Source organism: Citrobacter sp. RHBSTW-00859 (assembly GCF_013729795.1).
Lineage (GTDB): Bacteria > Pseudomonadota > Gammaproteobacteria > Enterobacterales > Enterobacteriaceae > Citrobacter > Citrobacter braakii.
In genome coordinates, this window is the sequence record NZ_CP056284.1 from 3651369 (window position 1) to 3673372 (window position 22004).

23 protein-coding genes, 1 other RNA gene and 1 pseudogene are annotated in these 22004 nt (G+C 51.3%); 12 read left to right on the forward strand and 13 right to left on the reverse strand.

Annotated features, from left to right (window positions below):
- Positions 1-2 precede the first annotated feature (2 nt).
- The gene (locus tag HV302_RS18265) at positions 3-380 is read right to left on the reverse strand and encodes a DUF454 family protein (protein ID WP_181546133.1); all 378 of its coding nucleotides are present in this window, start codon (positions 378-380) and stop codon (positions 3-5) included.
- A gap of 81 nt (positions 381-461) precedes the next feature.
- Here HV302_RS18265 and priC point away from each other — a divergent pair, with 81 nt between their 5' ends.
- Both priC and rsmS read left to right on the forward strand, forming a co-directional pair.
- Positions 462-977 carry a primosomal replication protein N'' gene (gene priC, locus HV302_RS18270; RefSeq protein ID WP_087121827.1) on the forward strand — a complete coding sequence of 172 codons (516 nt, stop codon included), beginning with the start codon at positions 462-464 and terminating at the stop codon, positions 975-977.
- Between the two features lie 14 nt (positions 978-991).
- Positions 992-1153 (forward strand): pleiotropic regulatory protein RsmS, encoded by a 162-nt coding sequence (rsmS, locus tag HV302_RS18275; protein WP_019076177.1) that lies wholly within the window; start codon positions 992-994, stop codon positions 1151-1153.
- A gap of 74 nt (positions 1154-1227) precedes the next feature.
- On the opposite strand, the gene mscK is transcribed toward rsmS, so the two are convergent.
- Positions 1228-4593: a mechanosensitive channel MscK gene (gene mscK, locus HV302_RS18280; RefSeq protein WP_016152076.1), complete on the reverse strand. Its 3366-nt coding sequence runs from the start codon at positions 4591-4593 to the stop codon at positions 1228-1230.
- Positions 4594-4720: 127 nt separating this feature from the next.
- Positions 4721-5371: a multidrug efflux transporter transcriptional repressor AcrR gene (gene acrR, locus HV302_RS18285; protein WP_047416857.1), complete on the reverse strand. Its 651-nt coding sequence runs from the start codon at positions 5369-5371 to the stop codon at positions 4721-4723.
- Between the two features lie 141 nt (positions 5372-5512).
- Between acrR and acrA the strand changes: the two genes are divergently transcribed.
- The 6 genes from acrA (at position 5513) to HV302_RS18315 (ending at position 12305) form a co-directional block, all read left to right on the forward strand.
- Positions 5513-6706 carry a multidrug efflux RND transporter periplasmic adaptor subunit AcrA gene (gene acrA, locus HV302_RS18290; RefSeq protein WP_181626389.1) on the forward strand — a complete coding sequence of 398 codons (1194 nt, stop codon included), beginning with the start codon at positions 5513-5515 and terminating at the stop codon, positions 6704-6706.
- A 22-nt stretch (positions 6707-6728) separates the two neighbouring features.
- The gene (gene acrB, locus HV302_RS18295) at positions 6729-9878 is read left to right on the forward strand and encodes an efflux RND transporter permease AcrB (RefSeq protein WP_016152073.1); all 3150 of its coding nucleotides are present in this window, start codon (positions 6729-6731) and stop codon (positions 9876-9878) included.
- 487 nt (positions 9879-10365) lie between these two features.
- Positions 10366-10740, forward strand: a complete 375-nt coding sequence (tomB, locus tag HV302_RS18300) for an Hha toxicity modulator TomB (protein WP_019076175.1) — start codon at positions 10366-10368, stop codon at positions 10738-10740.
- Between the two features lie 27 nt (positions 10741-10767).
- Positions 10768-10986, forward strand: coding sequence for an HHA domain-containing protein (locus tag HV302_RS18305; protein ID WP_002892050.1), 219 nt, complete (start codon positions 10768-10770; stop codon positions 10984-10986).
- A 180-nt stretch (positions 10987-11166) separates the two neighbouring features.
- Positions 11167-11718 carry a maltose O-acetyltransferase gene (maa, locus tag HV302_RS18310; protein WP_016152072.1) on the forward strand — a complete coding sequence of 184 codons (552 nt, stop codon included), beginning with the start codon at positions 11167-11169 and terminating at the stop codon, positions 11716-11718.
- 116 nt (positions 11719-11834) lie between these two features.
- Positions 11835-12305: a YlaC family protein gene (locus HV302_RS18315; RefSeq protein WP_016152071.1), complete on the forward strand. Its 471-nt coding sequence runs from the start codon at positions 11835-11837 to the stop codon at positions 12303-12305.
- A 78-nt stretch (positions 12306-12383) separates the two neighbouring features.
- On the opposite strand, the gene ykgO is transcribed toward HV302_RS18315, so the two are convergent.
- Together ykgO and HV302_RS18325 are read right to left on the reverse strand one after the other, a co-directional pair.
- On the reverse strand, positions 12384-12524 hold the full coding sequence (ykgO, locus tag HV302_RS18320; protein WP_005125190.1) for a type B 50S ribosomal protein L36: 141 nt from the start codon (positions 12522-12524) through the stop codon (positions 12384-12386).
- 1 nt (position 12525) lies between these two features.
- Positions 12526-12786, reverse strand: coding sequence for a type B 50S ribosomal protein L31 (locus HV302_RS18325; protein ID WP_181626390.1), 261 nt, complete (start codon positions 12784-12786; stop codon positions 12526-12528).
- 188 nt (positions 12787-12974) lie between these two features.
- Between HV302_RS18325 and HV302_RS18330 the strand changes: the two genes are divergently transcribed.
- Positions 12975-14528, forward strand: a complete 1554-nt coding sequence (locus tag HV302_RS18330) for an EAL domain-containing protein (RefSeq protein WP_047416867.1) — start codon at positions 12975-12977, stop codon at positions 14526-14528.
- 51 nt (positions 14529-14579) lie between these two features.
- Here HV302_RS18330 and HV302_RS18335 read toward each other — a convergent pair whose 3' ends face one another.
- Entirely contained in the window at positions 14580-14933 is a 354-nt protein-coding gene (locus HV302_RS18335) for a DUF1428 domain-containing protein (protein WP_003831033.1), read from the reverse strand.
- Between the two features lie 64 nt (positions 14934-14997).
- Entirely contained in the window at positions 14998-15627 is a 630-nt protein-coding gene (gene yczE, locus HV302_RS18340) for a membrane protein YczE (protein ID WP_181626391.1), read from the reverse strand.
- Between the two features lie 87 nt (positions 15628-15714).
- Between yczE and yczR the strand changes: the two genes are divergently transcribed.
- Positions 15715-17142 carry a MocR-like transcription factor YczR gene (gene yczR / locus HV302_RS18345; protein ID WP_181626392.1) on the forward strand — a complete coding sequence of 476 codons (1428 nt, stop codon included), beginning with the start codon at positions 15715-15717 and terminating at the stop codon, positions 17140-17142.
- 59 nt (positions 17143-17201) lie between these two features.
- On the opposite strand, the gene HV302_RS18350 is transcribed toward yczR, so the two are convergent.
- The 3 genes from HV302_RS18350 to ffs all read right to left on the reverse strand — a co-directional run bounded on the left by HV302_RS18350 (position 17202) and on the right by ffs (position 17962).
- Positions 17202-17420: a hypothetical protein gene (locus HV302_RS18350; protein ID WP_016152066.1), complete on the reverse strand. Its 219-nt coding sequence runs from the start codon at positions 17418-17420 to the stop codon at positions 17202-17204.
- Positions 17417-17668 (reverse strand): hypothetical protein, encoded by a 252-nt coding sequence (locus HV302_RS18355; RefSeq protein WP_016152065.1) that lies wholly within the window; start codon positions 17666-17668, stop codon positions 17417-17419. Before HV302_RS18355 ends, HV302_RS18350 begins: the two co-directional genes overlap by 4 nt.
- 197 nt (positions 17669-17865) lie before the next feature.
- Positions 17866-17962: signal recognition particle sRNA small type (ffs, locus tag HV302_RS18360), an RNA gene on the reverse strand.
- Between the two features lie 84 nt (positions 17963-18046).
- Here ffs and HV302_RS18365 point away from each other — a divergent pair.
- Positions 18047-18436: pseudogene (locus HV302_RS18365) on the forward strand (MGMT family protein).
- Between the two features lie 31 nt (positions 18437-18467).
- Here the strand turns inward: HV302_RS18365 and HV302_RS18370 are convergent.
- On the reverse strand, positions 18468-19037 hold the full coding sequence (locus HV302_RS18370) for a YbaY family lipoprotein (RefSeq protein ID WP_016152063.1): 570 nt from the start codon (positions 19035-19037) through the stop codon (positions 18468-18470).
- 212 nt (positions 19038-19249) lie between these two features.
- Between HV302_RS18370 and tesB the strand changes: the two genes are divergently transcribed.
- Positions 19250-20110: an acyl-CoA thioesterase II gene (gene tesB / locus HV302_RS18375; RefSeq protein ID WP_181626393.1), complete on the forward strand. Its 861-nt coding sequence runs from the start codon at positions 19250-19252 to the stop codon at positions 20108-20110.
- A gap of 49 nt (positions 20111-20159) precedes the next feature.
- Here the strand turns inward: tesB and amtB are convergent, their stop codons facing one another.
- Together amtB and glnK are read right to left on the reverse strand one after the other, a co-directional pair.
- The gene (gene amtB, locus HV302_RS18380; protein WP_008783954.1) at positions 20160-21446 is read right to left on the reverse strand and encodes an ammonium transporter AmtB; all 1287 of its coding nucleotides are present in this window, start codon (positions 21444-21446) and stop codon (positions 20160-20162) included.
- Between the two features lie 31 nt (positions 21447-21477).
- Positions 21478-21816, reverse strand: a complete 339-nt coding sequence (gene glnK, locus HV302_RS18385) for a P-II family nitrogen regulator (protein WP_003021657.1) — start codon at positions 21814-21816, stop codon at positions 21478-21480.
- Positions 21817-22004 lie beyond the last annotated feature (188 nt).

The following is a 22004-nucleotide window of genomic DNA, read 5'->3' on the forward strand; positions in this document are numbered from 1 at the left end:
CTTTACTGCTTTTGTTGTTTTTCATCAATCACCGGGATCCGCCACATAAAAATCAGTAAACAGGCGAGAATAACCAGCAGCAGGCCGCGTACCCACATCATATTGACCAGCCACAGTGAAATACTAAACGTTACCAGGATCAACAAAATAGCGCGCGGCTTTGCTCCCGGCGGCATCGCGCGGTGTTTTTGCCAGTGGCGCAGATACCCGCCGAACCACGAACGGTACAGCAACCAGTCGTGAAAACGCGGCGACGAGCGAGCAAAACACCAGGCGGCCAGCAAGATAAACGGCGTTGTCGGCAACAGAGGCAATACAACGCCCAGCGTTCCTAACACTACCGCTATCCAGCCTATGACGATTAGAATAATGCGTTGCATAATATGAATACTTAACACAGAGAATCGCTACTTTATCATAACAGTTCTCATTTTCATCGGAGTGTTGTCGTAAAAACCGTCATGCTGCTTCAGACGCTCGAAAACCAGCTTAACCGCTTGCGGCAGCGTTGTGCCCCACTGGCACACCATGCCACGCTTAGCGCCCGCTTTGACAGGCATCTGTTTCACACCCGCAGCACGTTGCTACAGGCCTGTCTGGATGAAGCTGATGATAATCTCACTGCTCTACGTCGCGCAGTTGAACAGCAACAACTACCACAAATTACCTGGCTTACGGAACACCTTGCCTCACAGTTAGAGGCGATTTCACGTGAAACCGCCAGTTGGTCGCTCCGGGAGTGGGACAGCGCCTCTCCTGGCCTGGCGCGCTGGCAGCGTAAGCGAGTTCAACACCAGGAGTTTGAGCGCCGCCTGGTTGAAATGACGCGTGAACGTAAAGAACGCCTGGCACAGGTTACGGGCTTTGAAGAACAGCAAAAACTGCATCGCGAAGTAGAGGCATTCGAGGCACGACTGGCACGCTGTCGTCATGCACTGGCAAGAATAGATAATGTGCTGGCGCGTTTAACCCGCTAATCCCCGGAGAATTTATGTCATTAGAGAACGCCCCAGATGAAGTCAAACTGGCCGTCGATTTGATTGTCCTGCTTGAAGAGAATCAGATGGAGCCTGAAACAGTTCTGAAAGCACTGGAGATTGTGAAGCAGGATTACGAGAAGAAACTGCTCTCTTTATCTAAAAAAGAGCGGTAACTGAAAACCTGATGGCGTTGCACTTATCAGGCCTACGAATGAATCGAAGCTCGCAGGCCTGATGATTATTTCTGTTAACCTACCGAAGGCGTCGGATCGTCACCTTTAATGATGTCACGCTTAACCTCGGTCACGGTGTCACCTTTCGCGTTATGCAGATGAACTTCGAGCTGGTTAAAGGCGATATCAATGTCATTTTCACGACACAAACGATCGACCGCCCGGTTAAGTTCATCAACCGTGTGGCTACGATCGCGCAATTCACGCACGTATAAACGCAGCTCATGATCCAGCGTGCTGGCGCCGAAGGCGGTAAAGAACACTGCAGGCTCCGGATCGTGCATCACTTTCGGGTGTTCTGTCGCCGCCTGCAACAGCACCTTCTTCACTTTGTCCAGATCCGAACCATAGGCCACGCCAATGCGGATCACCAGACGCGTGGTGGTATCGGAGAGCGACCAGTTGATCAAACGCTCCGTCACGAATGCTTTGTTCGGGATAATCACCTCTTTACGATCGAAGTCAGTAATGGTGGTGGCACGGATACGGATCTTGCTGACCGTTCCGGAGAACGTACCGATGGTCACGGTATCGCCGATGCGTACCGGGCGTTCAAACAGAATAATCAGACCGGAAACAAAGTTCCCGAAAATCTCCTGTAAGCCGAAACCAAGACCAACCGAGAGAGCAGCGGCCAGCCACTGTAGCTTATCCCACGAGACGCCGAGCGATCCGAAGACCGTCATCGCACCGATGGCGATGATGGCATAATTCAGGATCGTGGTGATCGCATAAGAAGCCCCCTGGCGCATCTTCAGTCGCGAGAGCACCAGCACTTCCAGCAGGCCGGGTAAGTTGCGGATCAGCGCCCACGCGACCATTGACGCAATAATCGCAAACAACAGGCTGCCCATGGTGACGTCTTTCACCACTGCCGCACCCGCTTCGGTGCCGTTGTAATGCCAGAGCGTTATGCTGTCGAGATAGCTGAACACGGTGATCAAATCAGACCAAATGGCCCAGAACAGAACACCAAACAGGGCAACCATCACCAGCATGGTTATACGCAGCGTTTGCTGGTTAACCTGCTCCAGCGCAATAGTCGGTTCTTCCTGCGGCTCTGCGCCTTCGGCCCCTTCTTTCACCAGGTTCTGACGACGCGCTAACGCACGACGCCAGGCGATACGGCGAGCCGCTACGCTCAACCCTCGCAGTACCGTCTGGTACAGCAGATTCCAGAGGATAACCAGATAGACCGTTTCAATCCAGCGGCCCGCCAGGCGCAGCGTGGTGTAGAAATACCCTGTCGCCGTCAGCACCATTAATGCAATCGGAATAATAGACAGCACGGTAATAGTGACCAGACGCAGACCATGCGACTCTTTGTCACGCCAGCTTTCGCGGCACATTGGCCATACCAGGAAGGCGATCAGCAGCAGGTTGAGGAAAATGACCACCTGGCCAAGCACATCGTCCATCAAATTAAGCGGCGACAGCTCAGCAATGACCGACCAGAAGTTAAGCGGCAACAGCGCAAGGCTAATACGCACAATCTGGCGACGCCAGTGGCTGGTCTGCTTCGCTGGCATGCCAAAATGACGTATCGCCACGCCATCTTTTTCCAGCACCTTCCAGCACAGACCAAACACCAGCCAGAAGATGGTCATCTTCTTACTGAACGCCCACAGCAGGTCGCTAATATTCAGTTGCATAGTCAGCAGAATCAGACCCACCGCGAGGATAATCAGACACGCCGGCAAGGCTCTGATGAGATCGATCAGAATCGCTTTTGGCGTATTAAGCTGACTGTCATTGCGCAGGTTCCCCACCGCGGCGGCTAATTTTGCCTGATAATCCTTCAGCCACTTCAAACGCCAACGGATTAACCCGGCGATAAGCAGCAGCGGCAGCCCTGCCAGGAACGCAATAAATACGGCGGGCCAGGCTTTTTCCCAGTTCACCGTGATTTTCATCGACTTAAACTGGTCTTTTAGGGTTTGCGGGAAGGCTTTGATCCAGTCCCAGTCCATCGGACGGTTACTGTTAACCCAGAAGATTTGCTGCGTGAGGATCTCTTTCAGGTTTTTCGACACGCTCATTAACTGCTGCTGGTTGATTTGCAGATTAATCGCCATCATCAACTGGTTGCCCAGCTGCTTATTTAGCTGATCCAACAGTTCACGACGCATATCCACGACCTGCAGCAGGGCATCATGGACTTCAGGGTTAACGTCGTTGCTGTGCCCTTCTTCCAGTTTGGCGACAAACGCATCATTCTGGAACAACGTATCGCGCTGCTGGTTAACTTCGAACTGCTCCAGACGCAAATCGGCGATCCGGTTGGTCATATCGGCAAGCTCATCCGCCGACGGCAGCGTTTGTTGTTGCTGATATAAAATGCGCGACAGCAGCAGACTGCCTTTCAGAACGGCGATCTGCTCTTTAATGTTGCGTTCGGATTGCAGCGCGCGGTCAAGCCAGTTTTTGACCTTGATATTTTGCTGCATCAGGCTGTTGCCGTTTTCAGTCGCGGCAATCAGGCGCTGGCTGAGCTGATGGTTAACATCAAGTTCCTGCTTCACTAACGGATTGGACTGAATACGCTCGGCTTCGTCCGGCGTTACCGCTTCCTGTGCCGTCTTTTCGGTTAACGTCAGTCGTTTGCTGTTCACCGCCTCTTGCAGGAGCTGGAGCTGGTGTTCAAGGCGGTTACTGTGCGCCGTCACATAATCGCGTTGTTTTTGCAGGGTATCCTGCAAAACGGTATTCCCTTCGAGGCTCTTACGCTGCTGGTCGATCTGCGCGTTCAGCAATGCTTGCTGCGCCTGCAGCAGCACCTGCTGGCTGGGGCGTAAAGCCGCCTCTCCCACAGTGGTGCCATCGAGTCGATTGCGGATTTGCTGCATCTGTTGCGACGCGGTGTACATCGCATTTTGTACACGCTCTGGCTGTGTCTGCAGCGATACCAATTGGCTGTTGTAAGCGGCCAGATCGTTTTGCGAGCTTTGCAGGTCATCCAGGACCTGCGACACGCGCGACTCAAGCTGTCGTAAGGAGAGCGTACTCAGCGTTTTTCGCGTTTCATCGTCATTATCGACATCGCTAAGCGAATTTAGCGCATCCGTCGCCTGACGCATTTTCTCCGGCGCCTGGGCAACTTTTTGCCGAAGCTGTACGGTTTCATCCTTCACACGATCGATTTTATCCAGCGTGGCAATGGTATCGATGAGATCCTGTTGAACCAGCTTATCCTGTGCGGAGAGATCTTTTTGTTTATTCAGCGTGTCTAACTGGCTCTGAATATCCGCTTTCGTCGGCAGTTCACCACTCTGTTGCGCCCGCGCAAATGCAGATGACTGGCAGGATAGCAAAAGAATGAAGAAAAGAATGGTAATAGCAATAAGATGCTGTGAACGTTTATAGAGCTGCAACATAGTCATGAGAATGAAGGTTTCTGAACCGGAAAAGTGACCGAAAATAGTCAAGCGGCAAGAATATCACGGCTGTGACCGGCAGAATAGCAGGAGGCAAAATGACCTGGAGAATTCCTGGGACAGACCCAGAGAGTTAACAGGTTTCCGTTACATTAACCCGCAAGGTTGGGCAGAGAAGACACATCTCAAGCAGCACGGCGACGTATTCCCGAGCCTCTTTTTTCAGATCAAAAGATTCAGGGGCAAATAACCAGTTCTCGATAATTCCGGTAACATAACTACGCAGCAGCACCGCCACGCGACGCGTGTTCAGATTTTCCGGCAGCATGTTGGCGTTCATGCAGTGCCGCAATGTTTGTTCGATACGGTCGTAATTTTCAATACACAGACTGCGTTGAGCTAGCTGAACTGAGGCCATTTCCCCGACAAATTCGCATTTGTGGAATATAATTTCCAACAATAAACGTCGGCGTTCTTCTGTCACGGTAGCTTCAAGAACGTAAATTAAAATTTCTCTTAATACTGATAGTGGATCGTCGGGGAATTTTGCCTGATACTCAGTCTCTAACTCATCAATGTTAGGTTTTGCTAGCTCCCAGATTTCACTGAATAAATCCGATTTGTTTTTGAAATGCCAATAGATCGCGCCGCGCGTGACACCAGCGGCTGCTGCGATCTCCGCAAGCGAGGTGGATGATACCCCTTGTTGCGAAAACAAACGCAGAGCGACATCGAGAATGTGCTGTCGAGTTTCCTGTGCTTGTTGTTTGGTTTTTCGTGCCATAGGTCAGTGAATTTACAGGCGTTAGATTTACATACATTTGTGAATGTATGTACCATAGCACGACGATAATATAAACGCAGCAATGGGTTTATGGGCTTTCAGCCATTGATCAATTTGAAATCGGACACTCGAGGTTTACATATGAACAAAAACAGAGGGTTAACGCCTCTGGCAGTCGTTCTGATGCTCTCAGGCAGCTTAGCGCTAACAGGATGTGACGACAAACAGGCCCAACAAGGGGGCCAGCAGATGCCAGAGGTTGGAGTTGTTACGCTCAAAACTGAACCTCTACAGATAACAACCGAACTCCCGGGTCGCACCAGTGCGTATCGCATTGCAGAAGTTCGTCCTCAGGTTAGCGGTATTATCCTGAAGCGTAATTTCACGGAAGGTGGTGACATCGAAGCGGGTGTATCTCTCTATCAGATTGATCCTGCTACTTACCAGGCCGCTTATGAAAGCGCAAAAGGCGATCTGGCAAAAGCACAAGCCGCAGCAAATATCGCTCAACTGACGGTCAAACGTTATCAGAAACTGTTGGGTACTAAGTACATCAGTCAACAGGATTACGATAGTGCACTGGCAGACGCACAGCAGGCGAACGCCTCCGTTGTCGCCGCGAAAGCCGCGGTAGAAACTGCACGCATCAATCTGGCTTATACCAAAGTGACGTCGCCGATCAGCGGCCGCATTGGTAAATCATCCGTTACTGAAGGCGCTCTGGTGCAAAACGGTCAGGCAACCGCACTGGCAACCGTTCAGCAGTTGGATCCCATCTATGTGGACGTGACGCAGTCAAGCAACGATTTCCTGCGCCTGAAACAAGAGTTGGTCAACGGCACGCTGAAGCAAGAAAACGGTAAAGCGAAAGTCGAACTGGTGACCAATGACGGCATTAAATTCCCGCAGTCCGGTACGCTGGAATTTTCTGATGTCACGGTAGATCAAACCACCGGGTCGATTACGTTACGCGCAATCTTCCCTAACCCGGATCACACCTTACTGCCGGGTATGTTCGTCCGTGCTCGTCTGGAAGAAGGGACTAACCCAACTGCATTACTGGTTCCACAGCAAGGCGTTACCCGCACACCGCGTGGCGATGCCAGTGCATTGGTTATCGGTGCAGACAACAAAGTTGAAACCCGTCAAATTGTCGCCGCACAAGCGATTGGCGACAAATGGTTAGTCACTGATGGACTTAAACCGGGCGACCGCGTGATTGTCACTGGGCTGCAAAAAGTACGTCCTGGCGCGCAGGTAAAAGCGCAGGAAATCACCGCTGAAAACAACCAGCAAGCTGCAAGCGGTAGCCAGCCTGAACAGTCCAAGTCTTAACTTAAACAGGAGCCGTTAAGACATGCCTAATTTCTTTATCGATCGCCCAATATTTGCGTGGGTGATCGCCATTATCATCATGTTGGCAGGGGGGCTCGCGATCCTCAAATTGCCGGTAGCGCAATATCCGACTATTGCACCGCCAGCAGTGACGATCTCCGCGACCTACCCTGGCGCTGATGCCAAAACAGTACAGGATACTGTTACGCAGGTTATCGAACAGAATATGAACGGTATCGATAACCTGATGTACATGTCCTCAAACAGTGACTCCACGGGTACCGTGCAGATCACGCTTACCTTTCAGTCTGGTACTGATGCGGATATCGCGCAGGTACAGGTGCAGAACAAACTGCAGCTGGCAATGCCGCTTCTGCCTCAGGAAGTACAACAACAGGGTGTGAGCGTTGAGAAATCATCCAGTAGCTTCCTGATGGTTGTCGGCGTTATCAACACCAACGGCACCATGACGCAGGAGGATATTTCCGACTACGTGGGCGCCAACATGAAGGACGCCATCAGCCGTACTTCAGGTGTGGGTGATGTTCAGCTGTTCGGTTCCCAGTACGCGATGCGCATCTGGATGGATCCGAACAAACTGAATAACTTCCAGCTGACGCCGGTTGATGTGATCAGCGCCATCAAAGCGCAGAACGCCCAGGTTGCAGCCGGTCAGTTAGGCGGTACGCCGCCGGTGAAAGGCCAGCAGCTTAACGCTTCGATCATCGCGCAAACCCGTCTAACCTCCGCCGATGAGTTCAGCAAAATTCTGCTGAAAGTGAATCAGGACGGTTCCCAGGTGCGTCTGCGTGACGTAGCGAAAGTCGAACTGGGTGGCGAGAACTACGACATCATTGCGAAGTTCAACGGTAAACCGGCATCCGGTCTGGGTATCAAGCTGGCGACAGGCGCTAACGCCCTGGACACTGCAAACGCTATCCGCGATGAACTGAAGAAGATGGAACCGTTCTTCCCGTCAGGTCTGAAGATCGTTTACCCGTATGACACCACGCCGTTCGTGAAAATCTCTATTCACGAAGTAGTGAAAACGCTGGCGGAAGCCATCATCCTCGTGTTCCTGGTAATGTATCTGTTCCTGCAGAACTTCCGCGCGACGCTGATTCCGACTATCGCCGTGCCGGTGGTGCTATTGGGTACGTTTGCCGTCCTTGCGATTTTCGGCTTCTCAATAAACACGCTGACGATGTTCGGGATGGTGCTCGCCATCGGCCTGTTGGTGGATGACGCCATCGTTGTGGTCGAGAACGTTGAACGTGTAATGGCTGAGGAAGGGCTACCACCGAAGGAAGCAACGCGTAAATCGATGGGCCAGATTCAGGGCGCACTGGTTGGTATCGCCATGGTGCTGTCAGCGGTATTTATTCCGATGGCCTTCTTCGGGGGGTCTACCGGTGCAATTTACCGTCAGTTCTCCATCACCATTGTTTCGGCGATGGCGTTATCAGTCCTGGTGGCATTGATTCTGACCCCTGCCCTGTGTGCGACCATGCTCAAACCGGTTGCTAAAGGCGATCACGGAGAAGGCAAAAAAGGTTTCTTCGGCTGGTTTAACCGCATGTTCGATAAGAGCACGCACCATTACACCGACAGCGTGGGCGGAATTCTGCGCAGCACCGGTCGTTATCTGGCGCTGTATCTGATCATCGTCGTGGGTATGGCCTATCTGTTCGTTCGTCTGCCAAGCTCGTTCCTGCCGGATGAAGACCAGGGGGTATTCCTGTCAATGGCTCAGTTGCCAGCGGGTGCAACGCAAGAGCGTACCCAGAAGGTGCTGGACGAAATGACGGATTACTATCTGACCAAAGAAAAAGCGAACGTTGAATCGGTGTTTGCCGTTAACGGCTTCGGTTTTGCAGGACGTGGTCAGAACACCGGTATCGCATTCGTGTCTCTGAAAGACTGGAGTGAACGTCCAGGCGAGGAGAACAAGGTTGAGGCAATTACTCAACGTGCGATGGGCGCATTCTCGCAGATTAAAGACGCGATGGTCTTTGCTTTTAACCTGCCAGCGATTGTGGAGTTAGGGACCGCGACCGGTTTCGACTTCCAGCTGATTGACCAGGCAGGTTTAGGTCATGAGAAGCTAACTCAGGCGCGTAACCAGCTGTTTGGTGAAGTTGCGAAACATCCTGATCTGTTAGTCGGCGTACGTCCTAACGGTCTGGAAGACACGCCGCAGTTCAAGATCGATATCGATCAGGAAAAAGCGCAGGCTCTGGGTGTATCCATTAGTGATATTAATACAACGCTGGGTGCAGCATGGGGCGGAAGCTACGTAAATGACTTCATCGACCGTGGTCGTGTGAAGAAAGTTTACATCATGTCTGAAGCGAAATACCGTATGTTGCCGGAAGATATTGGAAACTGGTATGTCCGCGGCAGCGATGGACAGATGGTACCGTTCTCCGCCTTCTCTACCTCACGTTGGGAATATGGTTCACCACGTCTGGAACGCTATAACGGTCTGCCTTCCATGGAAATCTTAGGCCAGGCCGCACCGGGTAAAAGTACCGGTGAAGCCATGGCAATGATGGAGGAACTGGCCAGCAAACTGCCATCCGGTATCGGCTATGACTGGACCGGTATGTCCTACCAGGAACGACTGTCCGGCAACCAGGCCCCTGCTCTGTATGCCATTTCACTGATTGTCGTATTCCTGTGTCTGGCGGCATTGTACGAGAGCTGGTCAATTCCGTTCTCCGTCATGCTGGTGGTACCGTTAGGTGTTATCGGTGCATTGCTGGCGGCAACGTTCCGCGGCCTGACCAACGACGTTTACTTCCAGGTAGGCCTGCTCACAACCATTGGGTTGTCGGCGAAGAACGCGATACTTATCGTCGAATTCGCCAAAGACTTGATGGATAAAGAGGGTAAAGGTCTGATAGAGGCGACGCTGGATGCGGTCCGCATGCGTTTACGTCCGATCCTGATGACATCGCTGGCCTTTATTCTGGGCGTAATGCCGCTGGTTATCAGCTCCGGCGCAGGCTCCGGCGCGCAGAACGCCGTTGGTACTGGCGTAATGGGCGGGATGGTGACGGCAACCGTGTTGGCTATCTTCTTTGTTCCGGTGTTCTTTGTGGTGGTACGCCGCCGCTTTAGCCGCAAAAGTGAAGATCTTGAGCATAGCCACTCAGTAGACCATCATTGATAGATCTCTAAAGATAAGGCCGCGCAAGCGGCCTTTTTTCTGGAAAAATCATAAAAATCACTTATTGCTATTTCGTTTATTTTCTCCAGGGTAAATAAGCGATATAATCCCTGTAGCCTTAAAGGCTATTCTTAAAAATCATTGAGAGTTCTTATTTACTTTAATAAATATTAAGATTATTCTTGGTAAGCGGTTCACATTGTCGATTGTTACCTTTCGTTGCTAAACCTAATCAAGATAACTCGATGATTGCCCGAAGAATAAAGAAATTGTCCGATTCCGAATAACCGCATTTATCTGTTAAAATGTAAAAATGACCTGACATCATAAGTTTGCATAATTGTAATTTTTCGTGATATGACGATGAAATCTTTTTTAGACTAGATTATAGTTAAATCATCAGGAGTCGCGGGCAAGTTCCAGGTAGTCTGTTGTATCCATCCCGAAGGTGTTCGGTTAGTTTAAGCCACGAAGAAGGGGATGCGTTATGGATGAATACTCACCCAAAAGACATGATATCGCGCAGCTTAAATTTCTCTGCGAAACCCTGTATCATGACTGTCTTGCAAACCTTGAACAAAGTAACCATGGCTGGGTTAATGACCCTACCTCTGCCACCAGCTTGCAGCTCAATGAACTGATAGAGCATATTGCAACCTTCGCACTTAATTATAAAATTAAGTACAATGAGGACAATAAGCTGGTCGCGCAGATAGATGAATACCTGGATGACACTTTTATGTTGTTCAGCAGTTATGGTATTAATACGCAGGATCTGCAGAAATGGCGGAAGTCAGGTAATCGACTGTTTCGCTGTTTTGTCAATGCCACCAGGGCTAATCCTGTTAGTTTGTCTTGTTAAAAATTATTACAATCATAGGTAAGATTTATGTCCGATAAACCATTAACTAAAACTGATTATTTGATGCGCCTGCGACGTTGTCAGACAATTGACACACTTGAGCGCGTTATTGAAAAAAATAAATATGAATTGTCCGACAACGAACTGGCTGTATTTTACTCAGCAGCAGATCACCGCCTTGCTGAATTGACCATGAATAAGCTCTACGACAAGATTCCAACTTCTGTTTGGAAATTCATTCGCTAATTGCTCACGGGTTAAGTCAGGTATAGCGGTACATTTGTCTGGCTGACCATTTTCGTATTTACAATGGTTATTTAAATCAAATCACGTGACTACGATCACAACGAAGAAATGGGAACGTTCCCCTTGTTTGCATTGCGTTTTACTGTGTTGAAATGACCTCCAGTACACAGGAAATTCGTAATGAGTAATGAAAAGCAAAAAATGATCGCCGGTGAACTTTATCGCCCGGCGGATGAAACATTGCGCCACGACCGACTACGCGCTCGTCAGTTGACCCATCGCTACAATCTCACCGCTCCCGATGAAAAAAATGCGCGACAAGCTATCCTGCATGAGCTGTTGGGCCAGAGCGAAGGGGCTTACATTGAACCCTCTTTTCGTTGTGATTACGGCTATAACATTTATCTCGGTAAAGAATTTTACGCCAACTTCGACTGCGTTATGCTCGACGTCTGCCCGATCCATATTGGCGACAACTGCATGTTAGCCCCAGGAGTCCATATTTATACCGCCACCCACCCGCTGGATGCCACCGAGCGAAACAGTGGCATGGAGCTCGGCAAACCCGTGACTATTGGCAACAACGTCTGGATAGGTGGACGCGCAGTGATAAACCCTGGCGTAACGTTGGGTGATAACGTGGTTGTGGCCTCAGGCGCGGTGGTCACGAAAAGCGTTCCGGCAAACTGCGTGGTTGGGGGCAATCCCGCCAGGATTATCAAAACGCTGTGATCTTAAATGTAACTGTTATGCTAAATTGTGGTTAATCTGTTACTTTCTTCACAAGATATCCCCTTTTAAAATAGGGCGATCGCATCTGAATATCGCAGACACTACAAAGGCAAGAGATGACAGAAATACAGCGCCTGCTTACCGAAACCATCGACGACTTAAATATTCGCGAAAAGCGCGACAACAAACCGCGCTTTAGCATCAGCTTTATTCGCAAACATCCCGGCCTGTTCATCGGCATGTATGTTGCGTGGTTTGCCACGCTGGCGGTGATGCTGCAGTCAGAAACGTTAGTCGATTCAGTATGGCTGCTGGTGGTTCTGTTCGTCATACTCAACGCGTTTTTCTTTTTCGACGTTGCGCCGCGATACCGCTTTGAAGATATCGACGTACTGGATTTCAGAGTTTGCTATAACGGGGAATGGTATAACACGCGCTTTGTCCCCCCTTCACTCATCGATACCATCCTGCACTCACCTTCCGTCGATAGCGAACATAAAGCGCAGCTGCAAAAGATGATATCGCGTAAGGGAGAACTCTCGTTCTACGATGTATTTACGCTAACCCGTCCCCAGACCAGCCAGTAACCACATCTCAACGCAGATAAAAAAAGTGCGTCCCGGTGAAGGAAACGCACTTTAATCCCTGAAATGTTGGTAAAGAAACTAACGTCTTTTTTTACGCCCCTGAACAGCTTTAAAGCGCGGATTCGTTTTACAGATTACGTACAAACGCCCTTTGCGTTTCACTATCTGGCAGTCAGGATGACGCTGTTTTGCACTACGAAGTGAATTGAGTACCTGCATCTTAACCTCGCTTAGTGCCAATAAAATGACCAAAACGTTTCTGGAAACGTGCTGCACTGCCTTCGTTATCAAAGGTTTTTTGTTTCCCGGTATAGTACGGATGCGATTTGGAAGAGATATCCAGGGTCACGTACGGGTAAAGTTTCCCCTCAAACTCAATCTCACGTTCCGTTTTAATGGTCGAGCCGACCTTAAAAAATTCATTGGCGCTGGTATCGTGAAACACCACAGTACGGTAAAAAGGATGAATATCCGGCTTCATGGTAACCTCAATTTGTTACGTTATAACATAACTATCAAAATACACCACTCTTGTATAAATCACAACCTGGTTTACGCGATTAAGAGTTAAACGGGATGATAAGTGGCCGTAAATATATGATGCCAATCGAATAGCTTTTTCGGCTTTCGGATATACTTTCCCTACGCTGTGTTAATAAGGATATCACTGTGATAACACGACATCTGATAAGCCTGGTGACTGGGGTGCTGTTTCTTTCCATCCTCGCGCCCGTAGGTTTAAGCCTGTGGCTGGCGCATCGTCAGGTCGAAACGAAATTTATCGATGAACTCGATATGTTCTCAACCCGAGTCGCATTACGTACGGAACGCGTAGGTGAACAGGCCAAAAAAGCGTTGCGCCATATTGAAGCTTTTCAGGGTGAACCTTGTAGTGAAGAGCATCTGCTTGAAATGCGTCGTTTGTCATATAGCTATCGCTATATTCAGGAAGTGCTGTACCTCAAAGATAACGTTCCACAATGCTCATCCCTGGAAAAAAGAAGCCGGGCAGCCGCGTTTCCTCCAGCAATGAAAATCACGCCCGATGGCTACCACGCATGGTTGACCATGCAAAACGATTTGGGCATCAAGCGTTTTATGGCGGCATTAGGTAGCAAGCATTACGTCGTGATGATCGATCCCGGTTCTTTTATTGATGTCATCCCGTTTGGCTCATGGCCGATTGAAGTCGCTATCATTGGTACCGCGCGTAACACGGTGGTAGCCAGTAGCACCGATCTGCCACCGGATGTTTTACAACATGTGCAACTAGAGCATTCGATTACCCATCTGCAGAAAGACGGCAGTATTTATAACGCCCGCCCCTTCCCCGAACTGGGCATTACGGTTGTAACCTGGGCATCCACTGTACCTTTGCAAAAGAGCTGGCACCGACAAGCGCTAATCTGGCTGCCGGCAGGGATCCTTCTCGGCTTACTCACCGCAGCCTTTATTCTGCGTATTTTGCGCCGTTTGCAGTCCCCTCATCACCAGTTGCAGGACGCTATCCAGCATCGGGATATCAAGGTCTACTACCAACCGATTATCTCGCTCAAAACGGGGAAAGTGGTCGGGGCAGAGGCGCTGGCTCGCTGGCCACAGGCCGACGGGAGCTATCTGTCGCCTGAGATTTTCGTCGCACTGGCGCAAGAGACCGGGCTTTCAGAGCCGCTCACCCGTTTGATTATTGAAAGCGTATTTGACGATTTAGGAAAATGGCTGCGTCAATATCCCCACCAGCATATATCCATTAACCTTGAGTCAGCCGATCTGACCTCCGAAACACTTCCTGCTCTGTTAAGCCAGAAGGTGAACCACTGGCAACTTAAGCCTGCACAAATCGCGCTGGAACTGACCGAACGCGAATTTGCCGACCCAAAAAACAGCGCGCCGTTTATTGCTAAATACCGACAGGCGGGCCATTCGATCTATATTGATGATTTTGGTACCGGCTATTCAAGTCTTAGCTATTTGCAGGATCTGGATGTGGATATCCTGAAGATCGACAAATCGTTCGTCGATGCGCTGGAGTACAACAACGTCACGCCGCATATCATCGAGATCGCGAAAACGCTGAAGCTGGAGATGGTGGCAGAAGGTATTGAAACCGAGAATCAGGAAGCTTGGCTACGCCAGCACGGCGTGCAGTACGGTCAGGGCTGGCTCTACAGTAAAGCGCTGCCGAAAGCGGAATTTATTCTGTGGGCAGAAAAACGTCTTTAGCATGGCTGTTGATGTTGAGATGGCTGGCGGCACGCCGCACAGCCAGTCACATCACTCTTCCATAATGGGCGCAAATCCACCGTAGATCATTCGCTTGCCATCAAATGGCATAGATTCACCGAATTCCTTCATACGGGGATCGGACATCATCTTCTGATTCGCCGCATCGCGGACCTCTTTGGAAGGGTATTCAATCCAGCTGAATACCACTTCTTCATGATCCTGCGCTTTCACAGCCATGCGAAAATCGGTCAGTTTGCCGTCGGGGACATCATCTGCCCAGCACTCCACCACGCGCAATGCACCGAACTCCTTGAAAAGCGGAGCTGCTTTTGCCGCCATCGCAATGTACGCCTCCTTGTTTTCAGCGGGTACGGCAACCACAAAGCCATCAACATACTTCATGAGAAAAACCTCCGAAGTGTACTGCGCGACAAGCCGATTCCGGCCGCGTCAGTCGAGGTTAAGTTTAGTCGCCAGTAGGCGATCGTGCCCCAGGCGCATTCCTGATACGAATACGCGCCTGCGGCTGATGGCAAAACCATGGCAGGCAAATTTGAATCAGCGGCCCAATAGCCAGTGCATACAGCACCGTTCCAAACCCAACGGTTCCCCCCAACAGCCAACCAATAAGCAGCACCGACACTTCAATTGCGGTTCGAATTCGTCGTACTGGCCAGCCGGTACGCGCGTGAATTCCAGTCATCAGACCGTCACGTGGGCCCGCGCCAAAACCGGCACCAATGTACAGAGCGGTTGCTAACGCATTCAGTATCACCGCTGACACCAGCAGCCCGCTGCGCGCCAGCAGGGATTCAAATCCCGGAATCACCAGCAGCGCGACATCTGCCGCCAGCCCAATCATAATCACGTTGCTCAACGTGCCAAACCCTGGGCGCTGGCGTAGCGGTATCCACGCCAGAAGCACCAACACACCCACGGCAATAATCACCACGCCGATATTCATCGACAGTAAATTTGCCACCCCCAGGTGAAACACGTTCCACGGATCGGCCCCTAAATCGGCACGGACAAACATCGCCGTCGACACACCATACAGCGTCAGCCCGATAAACAGCTGAAATAAACGACGCAGCATGTTCTTCCCCTCTTACTCTCAGATAACTTTCATCTTCACCGCAATTGGCACTATGATTAATGTCCAGTTTTCAAAAAGTGGACTGCTATGTCATCTCGCCGTTACGGAAGCCAGTCTTTGCAACGCCTGCTCGGACACTGGCAGGAAAGTCCCTCGCGAACGCCCATCTGGCGACAGTTGGCAGAAGCGTTACGTTTGCTGATCCTCGATGGACGACTGGCGCTGGATAGCCGCTTGCCCGGTGAACGTGAGCTCGCTGCCGTTCTGCAAGTCAGCCGAACCACCGTCGCCAGCGCCATGGCGCAACTGCGTGAGGAGGGATATCTGGAAAGCCGACATGGTAGCGGTTCACGGGTGATCCTGCCGGAACACATTCGCCATGTGCCAACGCGGACCAACACTGGCACAGCGCTTGATTTGTCCACGGCAGCGCTGAGTGCCGGTCCTGAAATTCATCAGGCTTACCAGCAGGCACTGTTCGCAATGCCGCAGCATCTGCTGAGCTCCGGGTATCTACCGCAGGGACTGTCGGTTTTGCGTGAATCCATCGCCCGGCATTATTGCGAACGCGGACTCCCGACGCAGCCCGACGAAATAATGGTCGTGAACGGCGCGGTCAGCGGTCTGGCACTGATCCTGCGTTTACTCACCGGCCCCGGCGATCGCGTAGTGGTAGATCACCCCACTTATCCGCTGGCCATTGCAGCAATACAAGGGGCGTCATGTCGCCCCGTCGGCGTGTCGCTGCCCGAGCACGGTTGGGATACGGCGGGTCTGGTCGCCACCATCGCGCAAACTGCACCGAGAATGGCCTATCTGATGCCGGATTTTCACAACCCGACCGGGCGCTGTATGGACACCGCTACTCGCCAGGTCGTGGCGGATATTGCTGAAAGAACCCACACGACGTTGGTGGTCGATGAGACCATGGTGAACCTGTGGTATGACGCCCCACCGCCACCGCCGCTTGCCGCATTCAATCGCGATGCCCCAATCATCCTGCTCGGTTCAGCAGGGAAAAGCTTTTGGGGCGGATTACGTCTGGGCTGGATTCGGGCGTCGGCGCGTACCATTGCCGCGCTGGTCCAAACCCGCGACACTTTCGATTTGGGCTCCCCAGTGCTTGAACAACTCGCCACCAGTTGGCTGCTGGATAACGCCGAGGACTTTCTTCCTGACAGAAGACGCCGACTCACATCACAGCGAGACCTGTGCTCGCGCCTGATGAACTCACATTTTCCGGAATGGCAGTTTACCCAGCCACAAGGAGGACTCTCTTTCTGGGTTGAACTGCCTGATACGCTGGCGACGCTCTTTGCCACGCGCGCCGAAAGTGCAGGCATTCAGTTGGGAACCGGTACACGGTTCGGCCTTGATGGCGCATTCGACCGATTTTTGCGTATGCCCTTCACGTTGCCGGATGACACAGCGTGTGCCGCCTTCAGAGTGTTGCAACCCATTTGGGATAGCCTGCGCTTGCAGGCCAGCAGTGGGAAAATGCGTAAAATAATCTAAACGACGAGTTAAAGGACTCGCTCTTGAATGCCGTGATGGACGAGGAGGTCCTGGCAATACTACCGCTGAGGAGGAACCGGAAAACCCTTCAAGGAAATCACGAAATTCTCACCGTCTTTCTTAATTTTTGCCCCGGCATCACACCAGTCGGAGGCAATACGGAAGAACTCATCGCTGCCGACATTCCAGCTCAGACGAACGTGTTTCACATAACCGGAGCGCAGCATTTCACAGGCTTCGCCGTAATTACAGGCGGTTGAGAGCGATTGTTGTTTCATTTTTTCTTCTTCAGTAATCTTCGCAATGCTTTGATTTCTTTAGGAGTCAGTGCATCAACTACGGATTCTTCCGTATGCTGGCTATCGATATCCTCAGCGGAGACTCCCACCTCTTCAATGGCGGAAAACGCGATCAGTAGCAGTTTTTCCGTGGCGATACTCAAATTTTCATTATGCACTTCAGCATAATGGCGAAGCTTTTCTTTTAGCGCCTCATCAACTTTGACATTCAATACAGCGGTCGACATCGTAGAAAATCCTTGTGGTCAGCCACAACACACCGGATGTAAGACCATGTCATTACAGCGCAATGGCGGCGGCAAAAACTCAAATAACATCCCCAAAACACAGTGACAGTATTTGATGACAATAAAATGACGATACGATGACAAAGAAAAGAAGATAAACAGAAGAGAAATTGCCGGACGGCAGAATTGGGTGGGGGCCCTGCCAGCTACATCCCGGCACACACGTCATCTGCCTTGGCTGCTTCCTTCCGGACCTGACCTGGTAAACAGAGTAGTGTTGCGGGAGAACCAACAGAGCCCCCATTGAGAGCGTTGTTAACCAACGCGCAGGCGCATTATCACTGCTGCACCCTGTAATTGCAACCCATCCAGCATCGGATGCTGTTTTCTTGTGCAATGCGGCTTCACTCCTTCGCCATTCGGCATTATGCTGGAGGATTAGCGCAGGAATAAATGATGGATATACAGGACTCTTTCCCCCAACGCGTCTGGCAAATTGTCGCTTCAATCCCCGAAGGTTTCGTCACCACGTATGGCGATGTTGCCCGGCTTGCGGGATCGCCGCGCGCTGCGCGTCAGGTAGGCGGCGTGCTTAAGCGTCTCCCCGAAGGCAGCGCCCTGCCCTGGCATCGGGTGGTCAATCGCCATGGGGCCATTTCGCTGACAGGTCCCGACCTGCAACGACAACGTCAGGCGTTGCTAGCAGAAGGAATAGTGGTTTCAGGAAGCGGACAGATCGATTTACAGCGCTATCGCTGGGTGTACTAACCCTCTCCAGGCGGAGAGGGTTACAACGACCTTAGTACTGCGTGGGAGCCGGAACCGCAGATGACGGATTCACCTGGGTTGGTGACGTTGACGGAACCGTGGTAGTAGCCCCACCGCTCGCCTGAACCGGTACTGCTGTTTGCTGTACAGGGACCAACGTCAGGTCAGCTTTAGTCCCACCCTGATTGATGACCGTCTGAACGGTATCAGTAATAAAGACCAGTTTATCATTTACCGTAATAGCCGCACTCAACAGAATACGGGCGTTAGGTTGAATATCTGCCGGGTTGAACGGTAATACAAAGCTGAATGGCGCTTGTTTACCTTCAGTACGAACCGCTTTTTGCGACAGCACTTTTGACGGCGCATCGGCCAGTGAAGCATCTGACAGCGTAACGGTTAGCACCGCATCGGGTGGCAAGGCCACTTTCTGACGGATCCATACTGTACCGGAGACATTTGGCTGCTGAATTTTAGACTGTGTGTCAGAAATTGACGTATTAGGGCTTGGCGCAGGTGTCTGAATATCAGCGCTTTTATCGGCACAGGCCGCCAGAGCGACTGCAACCGCTAAACCACTTACCATGTGCACGAGTTTCATTAAATTCTCCTTATCATCTATGCACCAGCGAGAACTTTCCTCGCCAGAAGAGTGGTTAACAAAAACATAACGTGACTAAGTGTGGCACAAGACAGCTATTTTTGCCTGTAATAGGCCAGTAATTCAGACAATTGCACCCATCGGACCACTTTTAAAATTGCGTTATACTCTGCCTACCTCGCTGCGACATCGATATCACCTGGAGAGCACGTATGAGTCTGGCACTGAAAAATTTGCTGACATTGTTAAATCTGGAAAAAATTGAAGAAGGACTCTTTCGGGGCCAAAGTGAAGACTTAGGGTTACGTCAGGTTTTTGGGGGACAGGTTGTCGGTCAGGCGCTATATGCCGCAAAAGAAACCGTACCGGAAGAGCGGCTGGTACACTCTTTTCACAGCTACTTTTTACGCCCCGGCGATAGCCAAAAGCCCATCATCTATGATGTGGAAGTCCTGCGTGATGGTAACAGCTTCAGCGCGCGCCGCGTTGCCGCGATCCAGAATGGTAAACCCATTTTTTACATGACTGCCTCTTTTCAGGCACCGGAAGACGGATTTGAACATCAGAAAACCATGCCAGATGCGCCGGGTCCCGATGAGCTGAAATCAGAAACGGAAATTGCCCGCTCAGTGGCGCATTTGCTGCCGCCGCTGTTGAAAGAAAAATTTATCAACGATCGTCCGTTGGAAGTACGCCCTGTCGAGTTTCATAACCCCCTAAAAGGTCACGTCGCACCTCCGACGCGCCAGGTATGGATCCGAGCTAACGGCGTGCTGCAGGACGATCTGCGCGTCCATCAGTATCTGCTGGGTTATGTCTCAGACCTGAACTTCCTGCCTGTTGCGCTGCAACCGTACGGGATTGGCTTCCTGGAAAAAGGGATTCAGATCGCCACCATTGACCATTCCATGTGGTTCCACCGTCCGTTTAATATCAATGAATGGCTGCTGTATAACGTCGAGAGTACTTCGGCATCCGGTGCCCGGGGCTTTGTACGCGGAGAGTTTTATACCCAGGATGGCGTGCTGGTCGCTTCTACCGTACAGGAAGGGGTAATGCGTAATCGCAATTGAGAATTACCGGATGGTGGCGCAAAAGCGTTGCCATCCGGCAAATTGAGAATCAGGCGTTGTAAGCGTTCTCGCCGTGACTGTTTACATCCAGACCTTCGCGCTCCTGCTCTTCCGGTACGCGCAAACCAACCGTCATATCCGCCAGCTTATAGCCAATGAAAGCCACCACGCCAGACCAAACGATGGTGATAGCCACGCTTTCCAGTTGCACCAGCAGCTGATGCCCCATGGTCACGCCCTCGGCAAAGCCCACGCCTCCCAAAGAGCTGGCAGCGAAAACTCCGGTCAGGATACAGCCGACAATGCCGCACACGCCGTGAACGCCAAACACGTCACACGGATCGTCCACACGCAGAAAACGCTTCAGCATGGTCACGCCCCACAGGCCTGCCAGACCCGCAACGACACCGATAATCAGCGCGCCGCCGACACCGATATAGCCACATGCAGGTGTTACGCCCACCAGACCCGCAATGGCGCCAGAGCAGGCGCCCAGCAGAGACGGTTTACCACGCAGCGCCCATTCACCGAAGATCCATCCGAGGATGGCTGCAGCGGTGGCGACCACGGTATTGACGAAGGCCAGTGCGGCGATTTCATTTGCCGTACCCGCTGAACCAGCGTTAAAGCCAAACCAACCAATGTAGAGAATAGCGGTACCGGTGAAGACCATCGGCAGGTTATGCGGTTTAAAAGCTTCTTTGCCAAAACCGACACGTTTGCCAATCAGATACGCGCCTACCAGACCGGCAATCGCCGCGTTGATGTGCACAACCGTTCCGCCGGCAAAATCCAGCGCGCCGTGGGAAGCCAGCAAGCCGCCGCCCCAGACCATATGGGCAATGGGGATGTACGACAGCGTTAACCATACCACCACAAAAATCAGCACCGCGGAGAAGCGAATACGTTCAGCCAGCGCACCGACGATTAGCCCAACGGTGATGCAGGCGAACGAGCCCTGAAAAGCAACGTGAATGTACTGGTAGAAGCTCCCCGTTACCGCCGTCAGCGCAATATTCTTCAGCAATACCCAGTTGAAGTTGCCGAAGAAATTATTTCCTTCACCAAATGCCAGTGAGTAGCCATAAACCACCCATAAAATACAAACCAGAGCGAATGTCACCGTGACCTGAGTCAGCATCGACAGCACGTTCTTACCGCGAATCAAACCGCCGTAGAACAGCGCAATGCCAGGGATGGTCATAAACAGCACCAACGCGGTACAGATCATCATAAAAGCGTTATCCGCTTTATCCGCAACAGCCGGTGCCGCCATCGCCAGTCCCGGCAGCAGCGCCAGTGAAGCAATACCTGTTTTCATCGTTGCTATCTTCATTTTTTGGTTTCCTATCACTGTGTGCCAGACGTTACAGTGCGGCTTCGTCGGCTTCGCCGGTACGAATACGAATCACACGTTGCAGCTCGGCGACGAAGATTTTGCCGTCGCCAATTTTTCCGGTGTATGCCGCCTTACTGATGACATCAATCACGCCATCCAGTTGGTCGTCGGCAATCGCCACATCAATCTTCACCTTGGGCAGAAAATTGACGCTATATTCAGCCCCACGGTACAGCTCAGCATGACCTTTCTGTCGGCCAAACCCCTTCACTTCGGTGACGGTCAGCCCCTGAATACCAATAGACGACAATGCTTCACGGACGTCTTCCAGTTTGAACGGTTTGATTACCACGGTAACCAGCTTCATAGATCCCCTCCAGTCAGAATTCAGTAGTGGCTGCAGATACACGAGAGGAATATTGCAAGGGATGTGCCAGAAATGAAAAAGGCGGGATGATTCAGGTTCTCAGGGTACTTCCGGGAGAGAAAAAGAAAAAACGCACTATAACGGTGCATAGTGCGTTACATTTTTGCACCAGATTGTTGATTGCCGGA